The organism is Vibrio sp. YT-18, assembly GCF_033337345.1.
GTDB lineage: Bacteria > Pseudomonadota > Gammaproteobacteria > Enterobacterales > Vibrionaceae > Vibrio > Vibrio alginolyticus.
Genome location: NZ_JAWOQO010000004.1, coordinates 25758 through 40241 on the forward strand (window position 1 = coordinate 25758; position 14484 = coordinate 40241).

11 protein-coding genes are annotated in these 14484 nt (G+C 45.2%); 4 read left to right on the plus strand and 7 right to left on the minus strand.

Annotated features, from left to right (window positions below):
* Positions 1–85: 85 nt before the first annotated feature.
* The 7 genes from ilvN to R7M72_RS06920 form a co-directional block, all read right to left on the minus strand.
* On the minus strand, positions 86–580 hold the full coding sequence (gene ilvN, locus R7M72_RS06890; protein WP_005379697.1) for an acetolactate synthase small subunit: 495 nt from the start codon (positions 578–580) through the stop codon (positions 86–88).
* A 1-nt stretch (position 581) separates the two neighbouring features.
* On the minus strand, positions 582–2306 hold the full coding sequence (locus R7M72_RS06895; RefSeq protein WP_005379695.1) for an acetolactate synthase 3 large subunit: 1725 nt from the start codon (positions 2304–2306) through the stop codon (positions 582–584).
* 449 nt (positions 2307–2755) lie between these two features.
* Complete coding sequence (locus R7M72_RS06900) at positions 2756–4564, minus strand: AMP-dependent synthetase/ligase (protein WP_033906039.1); 1809 nt, start codon at positions 4562–4564, stop codon at positions 2756–2758.
* A 294-nt stretch (positions 4565–4858) separates the two neighbouring features.
* Complete coding sequence (calR, locus tag R7M72_RS06905; RefSeq protein ID WP_005379693.1) at positions 4859–5818, minus strand: LysR family transcriptional regulator CalR; 960 nt, start codon at positions 5816–5818, stop codon at positions 4859–4861.
* A 553-nt stretch (positions 5819–6371) separates the two neighbouring features.
* On the minus strand, positions 6372–7418 hold the full coding sequence (locus R7M72_RS06910) for an MJ1255/VC2487 family glycosyltransferase (protein WP_203345700.1): 1047 nt from the start codon (positions 7416–7418) through the stop codon (positions 6372–6374).
* Positions 7419–7421: 3 nt separating this feature from the next.
* Entirely contained in the window at positions 7422–7970 is a 549-nt protein-coding gene (locus R7M72_RS06915; protein WP_033906038.1) for a phosphatase PAP2 family protein, read from the minus strand.
* Positions 7971–8122: 152 nt separating this feature from the next.
* Positions 8123–8920: an SH3 domain-containing protein gene (locus R7M72_RS06920; RefSeq protein ID WP_203345701.1), complete on the minus strand. Its 798-nt coding sequence runs from the start codon at positions 8918–8920 to the stop codon at positions 8123–8125.
* Positions 8921–9437: 517 nt separating this feature from the next.
* On the opposite strand from R7M72_RS06920, the gene leuA reads away from it, so the two are divergent.
* The 4 genes from leuA to leuD all read left to right on the plus strand — a co-directional run bounded on the left by leuA (position 9438) and on the right by leuD (position 14368).
* Positions 9438–10985 (plus strand): 2-isopropylmalate synthase, encoded by a 1548-nt coding sequence (gene leuA, locus R7M72_RS06925; protein WP_005379685.1) that lies wholly within the window; start codon positions 9438–9440, stop codon positions 10983–10985.
* Between the two features lie 82 nt (positions 10986–11067).
* Positions 11068–12159 carry a 3-isopropylmalate dehydrogenase gene (leuB, locus tag R7M72_RS06930; RefSeq protein ID WP_017820268.1) on the plus strand — a complete coding sequence of 364 codons (1092 nt, stop codon included), beginning with the start codon at positions 11068–11070 and terminating at the stop codon, positions 12157–12159.
* A 194-nt stretch (positions 12160–12353) separates the two neighbouring features.
* Entirely contained in the window at positions 12354–13754 is a 1401-nt protein-coding gene (gene leuC, locus R7M72_RS06935; RefSeq protein WP_005379681.1) for a 3-isopropylmalate dehydratase large subunit, read from the plus strand.
* An 11-nt stretch (positions 13755–13765) separates the two neighbouring features.
* Positions 13766–14368 (plus strand): 3-isopropylmalate dehydratase small subunit, encoded by a 603-nt coding sequence (gene leuD, locus R7M72_RS06940; protein ID WP_005383071.1) that lies wholly within the window; start codon positions 13766–13768, stop codon positions 14366–14368.
* The last annotated feature ends 116 nt before the right edge of the window (positions 14369–14484 follow it).

The following is a 14484-nucleotide window of genomic DNA, read 5'->3' on the forward strand; positions in this document are numbered from 1 at the left end:
AAAACGACAATTATATCATTAATTGTTATTTTCTAAACAAAAAAGCCACTTAGATTAAGTGGCTTTTCTATATGCAATCAGAGAGTTAAGGTTTGAGGGCTCGCTCTCCTCGCGCAATGCCAACGACACCACTACGAGCAACTTCGACAACTTCGGTCACTTCGGATATCGCTTGAATGAAGGCATCTAGCTTTTCACTCGTACCCGCAAGTTGTACGGTGTATTGGGAAGCCGTGACATCCACGATCTGGCCACGAAAGATGTCTGCCGTCCGCTTCACTTCTGCTCGCGCAAAACCACTGGCTTTCACTTTCACCATCATCAGTTCACGCTCAATGTGCTCATACTCGGTGACTTCTTGCACTTTCAGCACATCGATCAATTTGTGTAACTGCTTCTGAATTTGTTCCAACTGCATCTCATCAGATGTCGTGGTAATGTTCATTCGCGACAGGGTTTCATCATCAGTCGGTGACACCGTCAAAGATTCAATGTTGTAACCACGTTGAGAGAACAAACCAACAACACGAGACAACGCACCTGGTTGGTTTTCCAATAGCAATGAAATAATGTGTCTCATATTAAGTTCTCTCCGTTTTGCTTAGCCACATTTTATCCATACCCTCACCTTTGATTTGCATCGGGTATACGTGTTCGGTTTCGTCTACGTTGATGTCCACAAACACCAGACGATCTTTCATATCCAACGCTTTTTGTAGCCCTTCTTCGAGCTGATCAGGCGTTTCGATACGAATACCGACGTGACCATAAGCTTCTGCAATCGCTGCAAAGTCAGGAACAGAACTCATGTAAGAATTAGAGTGACGACCTTGATAAATAATGTCTTGCCACTGTTTTACCATGCCTAAGAATCGGTTGTTCAGGTTGATGATCTTCACTGGAATGTCGTATTGCATGGCCGTAGACAATTCTTGAATGTTCATCTGAATACTGCCGTCACCAGTCACAACCACGACCTCTTCTTGTGGCATGGCAAACTTCACGCCCATACCAGCCGGAAGACCAAATCCCATGGTGCCAAGACCACCAGAGTTTATCCAACGGCGCGGCTTATTGAATGGGTAGTACAGCGCCGCAAACATCTGATGCTGGCCCACATCAGACGCCACATATGCGTCGCCATTAGTTAGCTTGTGCAGCGTTTCAATTACTTGCTGTGGCTTGATTCGTTCTGGAGACGTTTCATAAGACAAGCAGTTGCGGTCACGCCATACTTGAATGTCATCCCACCATGCAGTGATAGCATCTTGATCATTTCCACTACCTTGCTCTGCAAGCAGCCCGAGCATGGTTGTCAGCACTTTTTCCGCAGAACCTACGATCGGCAAATCCACTTTCACGTTTTTCGAGATCGATGACGGGTCGATATCAATATGCATCACTTTTGCGTTTGGGCAGTACTTTTCAAGGTTGTTGGTTGTACGGTCATCAAAACGCACACCGATACCAAAAATAAGATCGGCTTCATGCATTGCCATATTAGCTTCGTAAGTGCCGTGCATACCCAACATGCCCAGTGAGTTTTTATGTGTACCCGGGAATGCCCCCAAGCCCATCAAAGTACTCACAACGGGTAGGTTCAGTTTGTCGGAAAGCTCTAAAATATGTTCATGGGCGCCAGAAATCACCGCACCACCACCGATATAAAGCACTGGTTTTTTCGCTTCTAATAGCGATTTAAGCGCTTTTTTAATCTGGCCTTTATGGCCCGAAGTTGTCGGCTTGTAAGAGCGCATTGAAAGCGTTTCTGGATATTGATAAGGCAGTTTGATTTGCGGGTTCATTACATCTTTTGGCAAATCAATCACAACTGGACCAGGTCGACCTGTAGTCGCGATATAAAACGCTTTTTTGATTGTTTCAGGAATATCTTCCGCTTTTTTTACTAAAAAGCTGTGTTTGACCACTGGGCGGGAGACACCGACGATGTCACACTCTTGGAAAGCATCATTACCAATTAGGCTATTCGGTACGTTACCCGAGATAACGATCATTGGGATAGAGTCCATATACGCTGTTGCAATACCCGTAATGGTATTGGTCGCGCCCGGCCCCGAGCACACAAGTACGACACCCGGTTTACCGGTAGCTCGAGCGTAACCATCTGCCATATGAGTGGCGGCTTGCTCATGCCTTACAAGTACGTGTTTGATTTGATCGGTTTTGGCATGCAGTGCATCGTAGATATCCAAAACAGAGCCACCTGGGTAGCCAAAGATCTGCTCTACGTGCTCTTCTATCAGAGATTGAACCACCATCTCTGCGCCTGACAACATTGCTGTCATAATTGCTCTCCTTAGCCAGTTTCCTCACCGTAAGGTCAACGGATTGGTCTGGTTTTACATAGTCTAGGTCTTATTCGTAGCCTAATCGAAATACTTCCACGTTTTCGGCTATGTCTTGCGTTCGTCATAACATCCCGCAAGGTTACCCAACAAATGTAACGTTTTATTATCAAAGGGTCTAATGAGAGATTGGTCTACTTTTTAAACAAGATACTAGTAATTAGAATGTTAGTAGGAATAGCAGCCACACATCTCCTATTTCACAGTACAACCTAAAAAATTAACGCTAAAAAAAAGAACATTATTTCATAAGCTTTTAGCTACAGGGTGCGAAATAGCGTTATTTGACGAGCAGAACAGAAAAAATCAATACAAACAAAAATCCCCAGCAATGCGCGATCACATCACTGGGGATTTTTTCATCAATATAAAATCTAAGTCAGCTTAAGTTACTTTTTATCGGACTTTTCCTTATACATTTCTTCAATTTCATCTTGGTATTTGTCATTGATGACTTTACGACGAAGTTTTTGAGTTGGCGTTAACTCACCATCATCCATAGAGAAAGCTCTTGGTAACAGTTTAAACTTCTTCACTTGTTCAAACTTTGCCAACTCTTTTTGAAGATCGTTCACCCGCTTCTCAAGCATTTCGACCACCTGGTGGTGCTTAATCAACTCAACGCGATCGTGATATTTGATATTCAGCTCTTTCGCGTACTCTTCTAGCGAGTCATAACAAGGCACGATAAGCGCAGAAACAAACTTACGAGTATCCGCAATGACTGCGATTTGCTCGATGAAGTGGTCTTTACCAATCGCACCTTCAATCATTTGTGGAGCGATGTATTTACCACCTGAAGTTTTCATCAACTCTTTGATACGGTCGGTGATGAACAAGTTGCCATTTTCATCAATGTAACCAGCGTCGCCCGTTTTTAGGAAACCGTGCTCATCAAAGGTCTTTTCCGTCTCTTCTGGCATTTTGTAATAGCCACGCATCACCATTGGACCACGAACCAGAATCTCGTTGTTTTCGCCGATCTTAACCTGTGCGCCAGGCATCGACATACCAATAGAGTCGGGGTTAAAACATTTATCATCCCAACACGATACTGTCGCCGTGGTTTCAGTCATGCCGTAGCCCAACTTAACGTTGATACCAATCGCATGGAAGAATCGACCGATGGTTTCATCCAGCTTTGCACCGCCACAAGGCATAAAGTTGATTTGCCCGCCAAGTAGCGCACGCAGTTTGCTCAGAACCAACTTATCCGCCAAAGCGTATGACTTACGCAGCAAGAGCGATGGCTGACGTTTTTCTTGATGACAAGCGGCCATTTTTGCGCCCATGTTGACTGCCCAAGTAAACATGATCTTACGGTGAATCGGCGCGCGAGACACTTTCTCGTGAATCGCAGAGAAGATCTTCTCATAGAAACGCGGTACGGCACACATCACGGTAGGTCGCACCTGGCTCAGTGCATCACGTACTTGCATGGTGTCTTGCAAATAGCAGTTGGTCGCCCCTTTGTACAATACATAAAAGGTCCAAGCGCGCTCAAATACGTGTGACAACGGAAGGAAACATAATGACACGTCACTTTGAGAAAGGCTCAAGCGCTGATCGTGCCCTTCCAATTGCGCCGCAATGTTTGCGTAGTCCAACATAACGCCTTTTGGCTGCCCTGTTGTACCCGAGGTGTAGATCAGCGTGAGTAGATCATCTTCTTTTGCCTGATCTAAACGCGCATCCAATTCAACTTGATATGTAGTGTCGCCTTTGGCAACAAATGCTTGCCAAGAGATAACGAAATCATGATCGCCAAGTTCTATATCATCAGACATCGCAACAATGAGCTCTAACTGTTCGCACTGGTCGAAAATGCTCACGGCTGCATCAAATTGAGGCTGTTCACCAACAAACAGAACTTTGACGTCTGCATTGTTAATGATGTACGCCGACTGAGCGGCAGTATTGGTTGGGTAAATAGGTACTGTCACGCTGCGTAATTGCAGTGCTGCGATATCAGCGATCGTCCATTGCGGCATGTTGTTCGAGAAAATGCCGATCTTATCTTGGACTCCTAATCCCTGAGCCAAAAGTGCAAGTGATAAAGCATCAACTTGCTGACCAAATTGCGTCCACGTAATACCTTGCCACTCCTCACCCACTTTATGCTTGAGTGCAACGCGTGTACCACCGTTCGCAATTTGTTCACGAATACGTTTAACGATATGAAAATCTAACTTGGCCATTCTTTTACTTACCTTTTGGCTTACAGGCGTAAGCTAATTGAGCGAACAAGTGTACTCACGGCTTGCTAAAACGCAACTGACCAGTATCAAACTTATCACTAATAAGAGACAACTATCACTTATACGTCGCGTAACGTAACTCAAATTGCTGAATGATTACTCTATTTAACTTACTGTTTCGATTGTTGATTACGAAAACAAAAAGCCCCGAGAGACAAAAATCGCTCGGGGACCAATGAATTGTAAAAATTGATGATTACCAATATGGTCTAATCGAGAAGACCAAACGTCATCTTATTTTGCGGCAACGACTTCACCACAAGTGATCATCAGTTGATCGCGCAGCCAAATGTGGCCTTTATCTTTTTCGCTTGATTCATGCCAGCTTAAGAAGCCGCTGATTTCTTTGTTCGCAAATGGGAAATCAAGAATTTGCAGTTGATCGCTGTTTACCGCATTTTCCGCCATCCAACGTGGTGCAATAGTCACAAGCTCAGATTGACCCACCACGTATAGTAGGTTGCTTAAACTAGAACCTTCATACGCCGCTTGGCAATCCAGTTCACGGTACGCTTGCTCTGAGAAACTACGTTGGCCATGCACTTTCGATAACTTCGCATGCTTTTCGTTAAGCAGTTGCTCAGCCGTCACACCACCTTGAATGCGTGGGTGTGTTTTTGATGCGATAACCACTAATTCATCTTTGAAGATTTCAGTACTTGAGAAACCTTGCTCATCAAAACGAGCGTAGTCGATCACGAAATCAATTTCTTGGTAGCGCATACGCTCAGACAACAAACGGTCAAATTCTGCATCTAGGTGAAGCTGAACGTTTGGTGCTTGTTGATTCACTTTTGCCATGATCTTCGGAGCAAAACGCATGTCGCAAGGGCTGCAAATCGCAAGCTTGAATAAGCGAGTCGAAGATTCTGGCTGGAATACGGAGCTAGGAAGTTCATTGCGAATCAGCTGCAGTGCTTGGCGAATAGGACCAAACAGTTGACGTGCTCGTTGCGTAGGCTGAATACCACGGCCTTGGCGCATGAATAGCTCGTCGTTAAACATCACTTTTAAGCGTGCCACGGCGTTACTTACCGCCGGTTGAGACATGCCTAGGTTATGTGCTGCACGAGTAATATTTTGCTCTTGCATTACAGCATCAAATACAGTCAGTAGGTTTAAATCTACACCACGCAAAGTGCTTTCCATACGGTAGCTAGCAATTGCGCTCATCGCGTCTTTCTTCTCTAACATTGAGTGCGCCTCTTTTGTAATCGTCAACTTTGTTCATTAAATTCATAACGAATAGAATCCCATCTCGCACAAAAGACGGCGGCTGGATTCGAATCATTTTACGAATAGATAACCTAACTTTTTATTATATTTATCGTCCGGATACTTCCGGCTCGAACTGTACTATCAACTAATCGATTGCGGTTTCGCAACTAGATTGATATTTAATCAGCAAATTTTAGCCAATTAGGTATTTATTTATTAAATAACAAAGACTTGATAAAAACATAAAAAACTATAAAACACGTAAAAATGCATTCTTTGAGGACGTATTTAGCAAATTGATAGGACAGGCGGTCAACACAAGCATGCATTTAGCTCAGTTATTAGTTGGAATAAGAACAACAGATGACAGCTATATCTCTGATTGAATTTTGCACTTATCAGTCAAATTATCAGCAAATACACACTGAATAGAAATGAGAGAGGAAGAATAAAAATGCAGCCTTCTAAACAGAAAGGCTGCAACAAAATCGTGTCAAAAATGGAAGGAACAGTGTACTGAACAACGTACTTAAATGTTCGACACGTAACTTGGAAAATCAACCTGCTCCCACAGTTGTCTGGATAACTCTGCTTTTGAATCCCATGCACCTTGCAGTACCCAATGAACAATAGCCTGAGCAACATCTGGGTATTTCACACTTTCGGCTTGTTGCTCCTTTAGCCACTGGCGTACTGCGGAAATGTCTAAGCTCTCCATCGACATCGCAAGCCCTAAATCTTCTAAGGTCGCAACATTGCTCTGCTGCTCGAATTGACCCGCGAGTGGCTTTAGTAACAATTTTTTCCCCAAAGACAAGGCTTCTGAAGGAAGCTCAAACCCACCATTAGCAATGACACCACTACAGCGATGCAAATGATGCTGGAAGTTGCTGTGGCATAAAGGGCGCAGTTCTATGTTTTCTACCTGCTCACATTCGATCACATCCGGGTGATAACAGATAAACGCTTGTTGATTAAAGTGGAACAATAAGTCCGAGATATCTTCAATCGATTCGAACGGTAGATACACCAACACGAAGTCGTCGTTTTCTGCTTGGCTATCGACGGTATGCACTATCGGCGGTAACAAAGGTTGATCAAAATGATGCCAATGCAAACCAAGGTGGTGTTGAGAAGGCGCAAAGTATTCAATGACGGATTTATCTAACCAACTTGCTCCCTTTAGTGGCACCGGATAACGAAAAGCATTTTGGTGGCTGATACCAATAGAAGGTTTATTTTGTTGTCTCGCTGCCCACGCTGTCACAGGTTCGAAATCATTAATGATAAGATCGTAGGACGACAGATCGAGTTGCTTAACTTCTTTGAAAAACTGCACCAAATTGTTATTCAATGCTGTTTTCGCGTAGTTTACAGAGCCTTTTTCGGTAATAAAGGTGAAGCCTCGGCGAGTCTGGTAATCGCCAAATGCTTCCATTGAAAAGTATTTTTCCGGCGCTCGCCCAGAAAACAAAAAGTCGACCTTAACATCGTGCTCTTTAAACGCATGACTCATCGCCCTTGCGCGTGCAATATGTCCGTTTCCTGTCCCTTGAACACCGTACAAGATTTTCATCAATTAGCCTCCTAACATCGCAATCGCTAATCCACCACAAAGACTGCCAAGCAGTGCACCAATGATGACATCGGTAAAAAAGTGCACACCCAATAAGATTCGCGCGGTTCCGATTAAACTTGCCCAAAAGAATGCAGCAACGCCTAGGCTCGGATAGAAATGGTCAATCAGCGTCGCCATGACAAACGCAGCGGCAGTGTGTCCTGAAGGAAGACTATAGCGATCAGAGGGGGTAATAAAAGCAGGAAGGAGTGCATTAAGCTCTTCAGGGCGACGACGCTTAAAACTATTTTTCAGCGTCCAATAAATTGGTAGCTCGATAGCAAAAGCAAGTAAACCCGCCAGTAAAAACCAGACTCCTTGCTCCTTATCTAAATACCAAGCTAATAACCCCAACACCAAGTAAAGATGCCCGTCACCACTGTGGGAAACTCCTTTACTGATATTGGCGACTTGTTGATTAAAACGGTGCTTAAGACAAACACTAGAGAGCGCTAAATCAAACTTAGCAATGGTTGCAATTGGCTGTGTAATTGTCTCTATGGTTCGCATGTGACCTTTCCTTACTTTGACAACGCCTTTGTGTGAAAAGTAGGAGGTTTAGGTGACAACAGCATGACGGGAGTTTGGACAATTAATGACAAAGGCCAAATTAAGGTGCGCCCAACAATTTATCTATTGGGCATAACCATAAAAATAGAACATTAAGAAGGGTTTGATAGTTGCGGTTGAGGGGTGTCTATATACCAGACTTTTCTCTTCTTGCGGCAGGCGCGCAAAGAGCCCGTCGTCATGTCGCCATCTTTTGTAAGCTCATAGCTCAGTGAGCGGCAAGTATAGTTTCCCGACAGTTCATGCTCTATACTCGTTTGCTCCGTTTTACTCGAGTTAGGCTCTAGTAGAGGGTTAGGCTGAGTAGATAAAATGTCACGATTTATCACATTGCTGCGCGCATAATCCTTATGGACATAACCTTTTATCACTCCTTTCTGTTCAACGAGAAACCAAGGTTGATCAACCACTTTTGCTAGCACATTAAAGACTTCCCCTTTCGATAATACGCCAAGCTTTGCCCCTTCAAGACTCGGTTTGGAGCGTAGGTTTAATGTGGTCTTAGAGCGGTAAGAGACATCCATAAACTCTACTGGGTTTGAGGTATCGACACCTTCAGTGGTTGGTCGGAAAACTTCCGCTTGCTGTTTCTCACTAGGTTGAACACGGATCTTCCACCAAGAATACGTTTCCGGATCTTTACCTTTAAACTTATTTCGGCTGTCAGACTCAAGGGCAACAAGCATCTGATTCAAGAAAGATTCGCGTCCCTCATAACTCAAAAATCGATCCATTTGATCATTGATAACCATGACGCTCTGCGAGTGATCATTCATAACAACGGGGGAAGCCACTTCCACATAGGTCTGCGATTGAAACAGCTGACAACCCGACAAGCTGACCAGAGTAAATACTATGGCTGAACGTCCAAATTGTTTTGTTAACCTCATTCTTTCCCTAACCCTTATTTCTTTTACCTAGTGCAACTGCACTACTATAAATGGTCATTCAAAACTTTTGCCAAACAATTCGGACCTTTGTGTGACAAGTCGCAATCCCGATGCTTGTTTTGGTAATGAAACGTCGCAAACTTGATGAGAACTTACTTCTTCTAGCACGTTTCTATCGCATCATGTCGTTTCACTTAGTGCATCATTTTTTTCAAGCAAACGAAAAGACTCATCCGATATGAATAAAAAATCGACTTTAGGGTTGACGCGCTTCATGGAGTGCGGTACTAATTTGTTAACTTAATTATGTGGAAAGCTTAACAACTATGTCAGCTCATTTTTCTATCCTGCTTAGCCTCCTCCTGATCGTGACCAGTTCGCGCGGGTAGGCTGTGGAAGAAAAATAACCACACCAATTTCTAAGAACCCGCATGAGAATGCGGGTTTTTTTATATCTAAATACTGGAAGTAAACGATTCACTTGCGCGAAAGTGCAGAAATCAGGAAGGAAGCAAACATGAACGATCAGGTCATTATATTCGACACCACATTGCGTGATGGCGAGCAAGCGTTGTCAGCAAGCTTGACGGTTAAAGAAAAACTGCAGATTGCCTATGCGCTGGAAAGACTCGGCGTTGATGTTATCGAAGCTGGCTTCCCAATCTCTTCACCAGGTGATTTCGAGTCTGTACAAACCATCGCAAAAAACATAAAAAACAGTCGAGTTTGTGCCCTTTCGCGTGCCGTTGCGAAAGACATTGATGCTGCCGCTGAAGCATTAAAAGTGGCTGACCAATTCCGTATTCACACGTTTTTAGCCACTTCCACCATTCACGTAGAAGACAAACTACGCCGCAGCTACGACGATGTACTAGAAATGGCAGTCAACGCCGTTAAACATGCACGTAACTACACTGATGATGTCGAGTTTTCTTGTGAAGATGCAGGTCGTACTCCAATCGACAACCTATGTCGCATGGTAGAAGCCGCCATCAATGCAGGTGCGAGTACAATCAACATTCCAGATACCGTTGGCTACACCGTACCAAGTGAGTTTGGTGGGATTATTGAAACTCTATTTAACCGCGTTCCGAACATTGATAAAGCGATCATCTCCGTTCACTGTCACGACGATTTGGGGATGTCAGTTGCCAACTCTATTGCCGCCGTTCAAGCTGGCGCACGTCAGATAGAAGGCACGATCAATGGCATTGGAGAGCGAGCGGGTAACTGTTCACTTGAAGAGATCGCAATGATCATCAAGACTCGTCAAGAGTTTTTGGGCGTTCACACTGGCATTAAGCATGATGAAATTCACCGCACCAGTAAGTTGGTTAGCCAGCTATGCAATATGCCTATTCAAAGCAACAAAGCAATTGTGGGTGCAAATGCGTTTAGCCACTCTTCAGGCATCCACCAAGATGGCATGTTGAAGAATAAGAATACCTACGAAATCATGACCCCTGAGTCTATTGGCCTAAAAAACCAAGCTCTGAACCTAACCAGCCGCAGCGGTCGCGCTGCCGTGAAGAGCCATATGGATACCATGGGTTACAACGAAGACGAGTACAACCTAGACGCGCTGTATGCGGATTTCTTGAAACTTGCTGATCGCAAAGGCCAAGTGTTCGATTACGACCTAGAAGCCCTAATGCACTTCTCGAACTTGCGTGAAGAAGATGACTTCTACAAATTGAGCTACCTAAGCGTGCAGTCTGGCAGCGTAATGGCTACCACCAGCATCAAAATGCAATGCGGTGATGAAGAAATGTGTGAAGCAGCGGTCGGTAATGGCCCAGTTGATGCGCTATACCAATGTATCTACCGCGTGACAGGCTACGACATCGTTCTGGATAAATTCGACCTAACCGCGAAAGGTGAAGGTGAAGATGGTTTGGGTCAAGCAGACATCATTGCCAACTACAAAGGTCGCAAATACCACGGTACGGGTGTTTCCACCGACATCGTTGAGGCTTCCGGCCAAGCATTATTGCACGTTATTAACAGCATTCATCGTGCAGATAAAATCGAAGAAATGAAGCAGAAAAAGATTGCGACTGTGTAATAACAACCGGGCTACACGGCTCAGGAAAGAACACGCTCGTTGAAATAATTAAGCTCAAAATTAGAAAACTTAAAGGATTAACATGACAGACAAATCGTACAAAATTGCCGTCCTACCCGGTGACGGCATTGGCCCGGAAGTAATGGCGCAGGCACATAAAGTATTGGATGCAATCGAAAAGAAACATGGTATTGCGTTTGAGCGTGACGAGCATGATGTCGGTGGTATCGCGATCGACAACCACGGTTGCCCACTTCCAGAGAGCACAATAAAAGCATGTGAAGAGTCTGATGCAGTCCTATTCGGCTCGGTTGGCGGCCCTAAGTGGGAGCACTTACCACCAAACGACCAACCTGAACGTGGTGCCCTACTTCCACTACGCAAACACTTCCAACTGTTCTGTAACTTACGTCCAGCGCAAATTCACTCAGGTCTTGAAGCTTTCTCACCGCTACGTGCAGACATCTCGGGTCGCGGCTTTGACATCGTGGTAGTCCGTGAACTGACGGGTGGTATCTACTTCGGCCAACCGAAAGGTCGTGAAGGTGAAGGCGCAACAGAAAAAGCATTTGATACTGAGGTGTACCACCGCTTTGAGATCGAACGTATTGCAAAAATCGCTTTTGACTCTGCTCGTCTACGTCGCAAGAAAGTGTGCTCTATCGACAAAGCGAACGTTCTACAAAGCTCTATCTTATGGCGTGAAGTAGTCGAAGAAATCGCAAAAGACTACCCAGATGTCGAGTTGTCACACATGTACATTGATAACGCGACTATGCAGCTTATCAAAGACCCTGCTCAGTTCGACGTAATGCTGTGTTCAAACATCTTCGGCGACATCATTTCTGATGAATGTGCGATGATCACAGGCTCTATGGGTATGTTGCCATCAGCAAGTCTAAACGAAAGCAAATTCGGTCTGTACGAGCCAGCAGGCGGCAGTGCACCAGATATCGCAGGTAAGAACATCGCTAACCCTGTGGCACAAATCCTGTCTGCGGCACTGATGCTACGTTATAGCCTAGGTGAGGAAACGGCGGCACAAGACATCGAAACGGCAGTTTCAAAAGCGCTATCAGCGGGGGAACTAACGGGTGACCTTGCTGGTGACAACCCAGCACTTTCGACGTCTGAGATGGGCGATAAGATCGCTGAGTACGTCTTAAACTCTTAATACAAAACAGATTCATAATAAATACTAAATCCTCGGTCAACCAATGGCTTTCCTCTAAGTCATTGGTGCAATAGCAAGGCAGCAAGCCCATTTATATTAAGGCGTTTAGTTCGCTAAATAAGCTAAATAACTGGATAAACGGGTGTCGCTAACGCAGTTATTGCGGCAACGGCGATGAGGAAAGGAAGCAAACAATGGGCAAAACATTATACGAAAAAGTCTACGACGCACACGTTGCCGTCGCAGCAGAAGGGGAAAACCCAATCTTGTACATCGACCGTCACTTGGTACACGAAGTGACGTCTCCGCAAGCATTTGACGGCTTGCGTGAAAAAGGTCGTAAAGTGCGTCAGGTCAGCAAAACTTTTGCCACCATGGACCACAACGTTTCGACAACCACCAAAGACATCAACGCATCGGGTGAGATGGCTCGTATCCAGATGGAAACGCTATCGAAAAACTGTGAAGAGTTTGGCGTTACGCTTTACGACATCAACCATAAATACCAAGGTATTGTGCATGTTATGGGCCCAGAGCTTGGTATTACCCTACCGGGCATGACCATTGTTTGTGGTGACTCGCACACGGCTACACACGGTGCATTCGGCTCTCTCGCTTTTGGTATTGGTACATCAGAAGTTGAGCACGTATTAGCAACTCAAACGCTAAAACAAGCGCGCGCCAAAACGATGAAGATCGAAGTGAAAGGCAAAGTGGCTCCGGGCATTACTGCGAAAGACATTGTGCTAGCAATCATCGGAGAAACGACAGCAGCTGGCGGTACAGGCTACGTGGTTGAATTCTGTGGTGAAGCGATCACAGACCTTTCAATGGAAGGCCGCATGACCGTATGTAACATGGCGATAGAGCTAGGTGCGAAAGCCGGTTTGATTGCGCCAGATGAAACCACGTTCGAATACATCAAAGGCCGTAAATTCTCACCTCAAGGTGCCGACTTTGATGCAGCAGTAGAATACTGGAAGACATTAAAAACTGACGATGATGCTCAGTTTGATGCAGTCGTGACGCTAAACGCAGCAGACATTAAACCACAAGTCACTTGGGGTACTAACCCAGGCCAAGTGATCGCGGTAGATCAACCTATCCCAGCACCAGAAAGCTTTGCCGACCCAGTAGAAAAGGCATCGGCAGAAAAAGCATTGGCTTACATGGGCCTAGAGGCAGGCAAGTCATTGTCTGATTACAACGTCGATAAAGTCTTCGTTGGTTCTTGTACTAACTCACGTATCGAAGACATGCGCGCAGCCGCTGAAGTAGCGAAAGGTCGCAAAGTCGCGCCTCACGTTCAAGCGCTGATCGTTCCTGGCTCTGAGCAAGTAAAAGCGCAAGCAGAAGCGGAAGGCTTGGACGTTATCTTTAAAGAAGCGGGCTTTGAGTGGCGCCTACCAGGTTGCTCGATGTGTCTAGCAATGAACAATGACCGTTTGGGCCCACATGAACGTTGTGCGTCTACTTCAAACCGTAACTTTGAAGGCCGCCAAGGTCGTGATGGCCGTACCCACCTAGTGAGCCCTGCGATGGCAGCAGCAGCAGCAATTGCTGGTCACTTTGTAGATATTCGTGAACTAGACTAAGGAGCAAACCAATGTCAGGCTTTAAACAACACACAGGCTTAGTTGTTCCTCTAGATGCAGCGAACGTTGATACTGATGCCATCATTCCAAAGCAGTTCCTACAAAAGGTCTCCCGCCTAGGGTTTGGTAAGCACCTATTCCATGACTGGCGCTTCCTAGACGATGCTGGCGAACAGCCAAATCCAGAGTTCGTGATGAACGCACCTCGCTACCAAGGCGCGTCTATCTTGCTGGCTCGTGAAAACTTCGGCTGTGGCTCATCTCGTGAGCACGCACCGTGGGCACTAGCGGATTACGGCATCAAAGCGATGATCGCACCAAGCTTTGCCGATATTTTTTACGGCAACTCGATCAACAACCAAATGGTGCCAGTTCGTTTGACTGAACAAGAAGTGGATGAAATCTTCCAGTTTGTTGAGGCAAATGAAGGTGCAGAAGTCGAGGTCGACCTAGAAGCGAATGTCGTTCGTGCCAACGGCAAAGAATATGGTTTTGAAATCGATTCGTTCCGTCGTCATTGCTTGCTAAACGGTTTGGACAACATTGGCCTAACCCTTCAACACGAAGATAAGATTGCTGAGTACGAAGCGAATATTCCAAGCTTCTTGCGTTAAGACGCGTTAGTAAATACACAAATCAAGGGCTGGCAATTGTCGGCCCTTGATTTGTTTTGGGTGACTGATCTCATATCGCTTTGCTTACAGAATACCGAACGCCTCTGTTGAAATTC

Bases quoted from the DNA above. Each gene is read 5' to 3' on its own strand.
- leuC (WP_005379681.1), top strand. From the start codon at position 12,354: ATGGGCAAAACATTATACGAAAAAGTCTACGACGCACACGTTGCCGTC.
- R7M72_RS06915 (WP_033906038.1), bottom strand. From the start codon at position 7,970: ATGCGAACCATAGAGACAATTACACAGCCAATTGCAACCATTGCTAAG.
- R7M72_RS06910 (WP_203345700.1), bottom strand. From the start codon at position 7,418: ATGAAAATCTTGTACGGTGTTCAAGGGACAGGAAACGGACATATTGCA.
- R7M72_RS06895 (WP_005379695.1), bottom strand. From the start codon at position 2,306: ATGACAGCAATGTTGTCAGGCGCAGAGATGGTGGTTCAATCTCTGATA.
- leuD (WP_005383071.1), top strand. From the start codon at position 13,766: ATGTCAGGCTTTAAACAACACACAGGCTTAGTTGTTCCTCTAGATGCA.
- leuA (WP_005379685.1), top strand. From the start codon at position 9,438: ATGAACGATCAGGTCATTATATTCGACACCACATTGCGTGATGGCGAG.
- R7M72_RS06900 (WP_033906039.1), bottom strand. From the start codon at position 4,564: ATGGCCAAGTTAGATTTTCATATCGTTAAACGTATTCGTGAACAAATT.
- R7M72_RS06920 (WP_203345701.1), bottom strand. From the start codon at position 8,920: ATGAGGTTAACAAAACAATTTGGACGTTCAGCCATAGTATTTACTCTG.
- leuB (WP_017820268.1), top strand. From the start codon at position 11,068: ATGACAGACAAATCGTACAAAATTGCCGTCCTACCCGGTGACGGCATT.
- calR (WP_005379693.1), bottom strand. From the start codon at position 5,818: ATGTTAGAGAAGAAAGACGCGATGAGCGCAATTGCTAGCTACCGTATG.
- ilvN (WP_005379697.1), bottom strand. From the start codon at position 580: ATGAGACACATTATTTCATTGCTATTGGAAAACCAACCAGGTGCGTTG.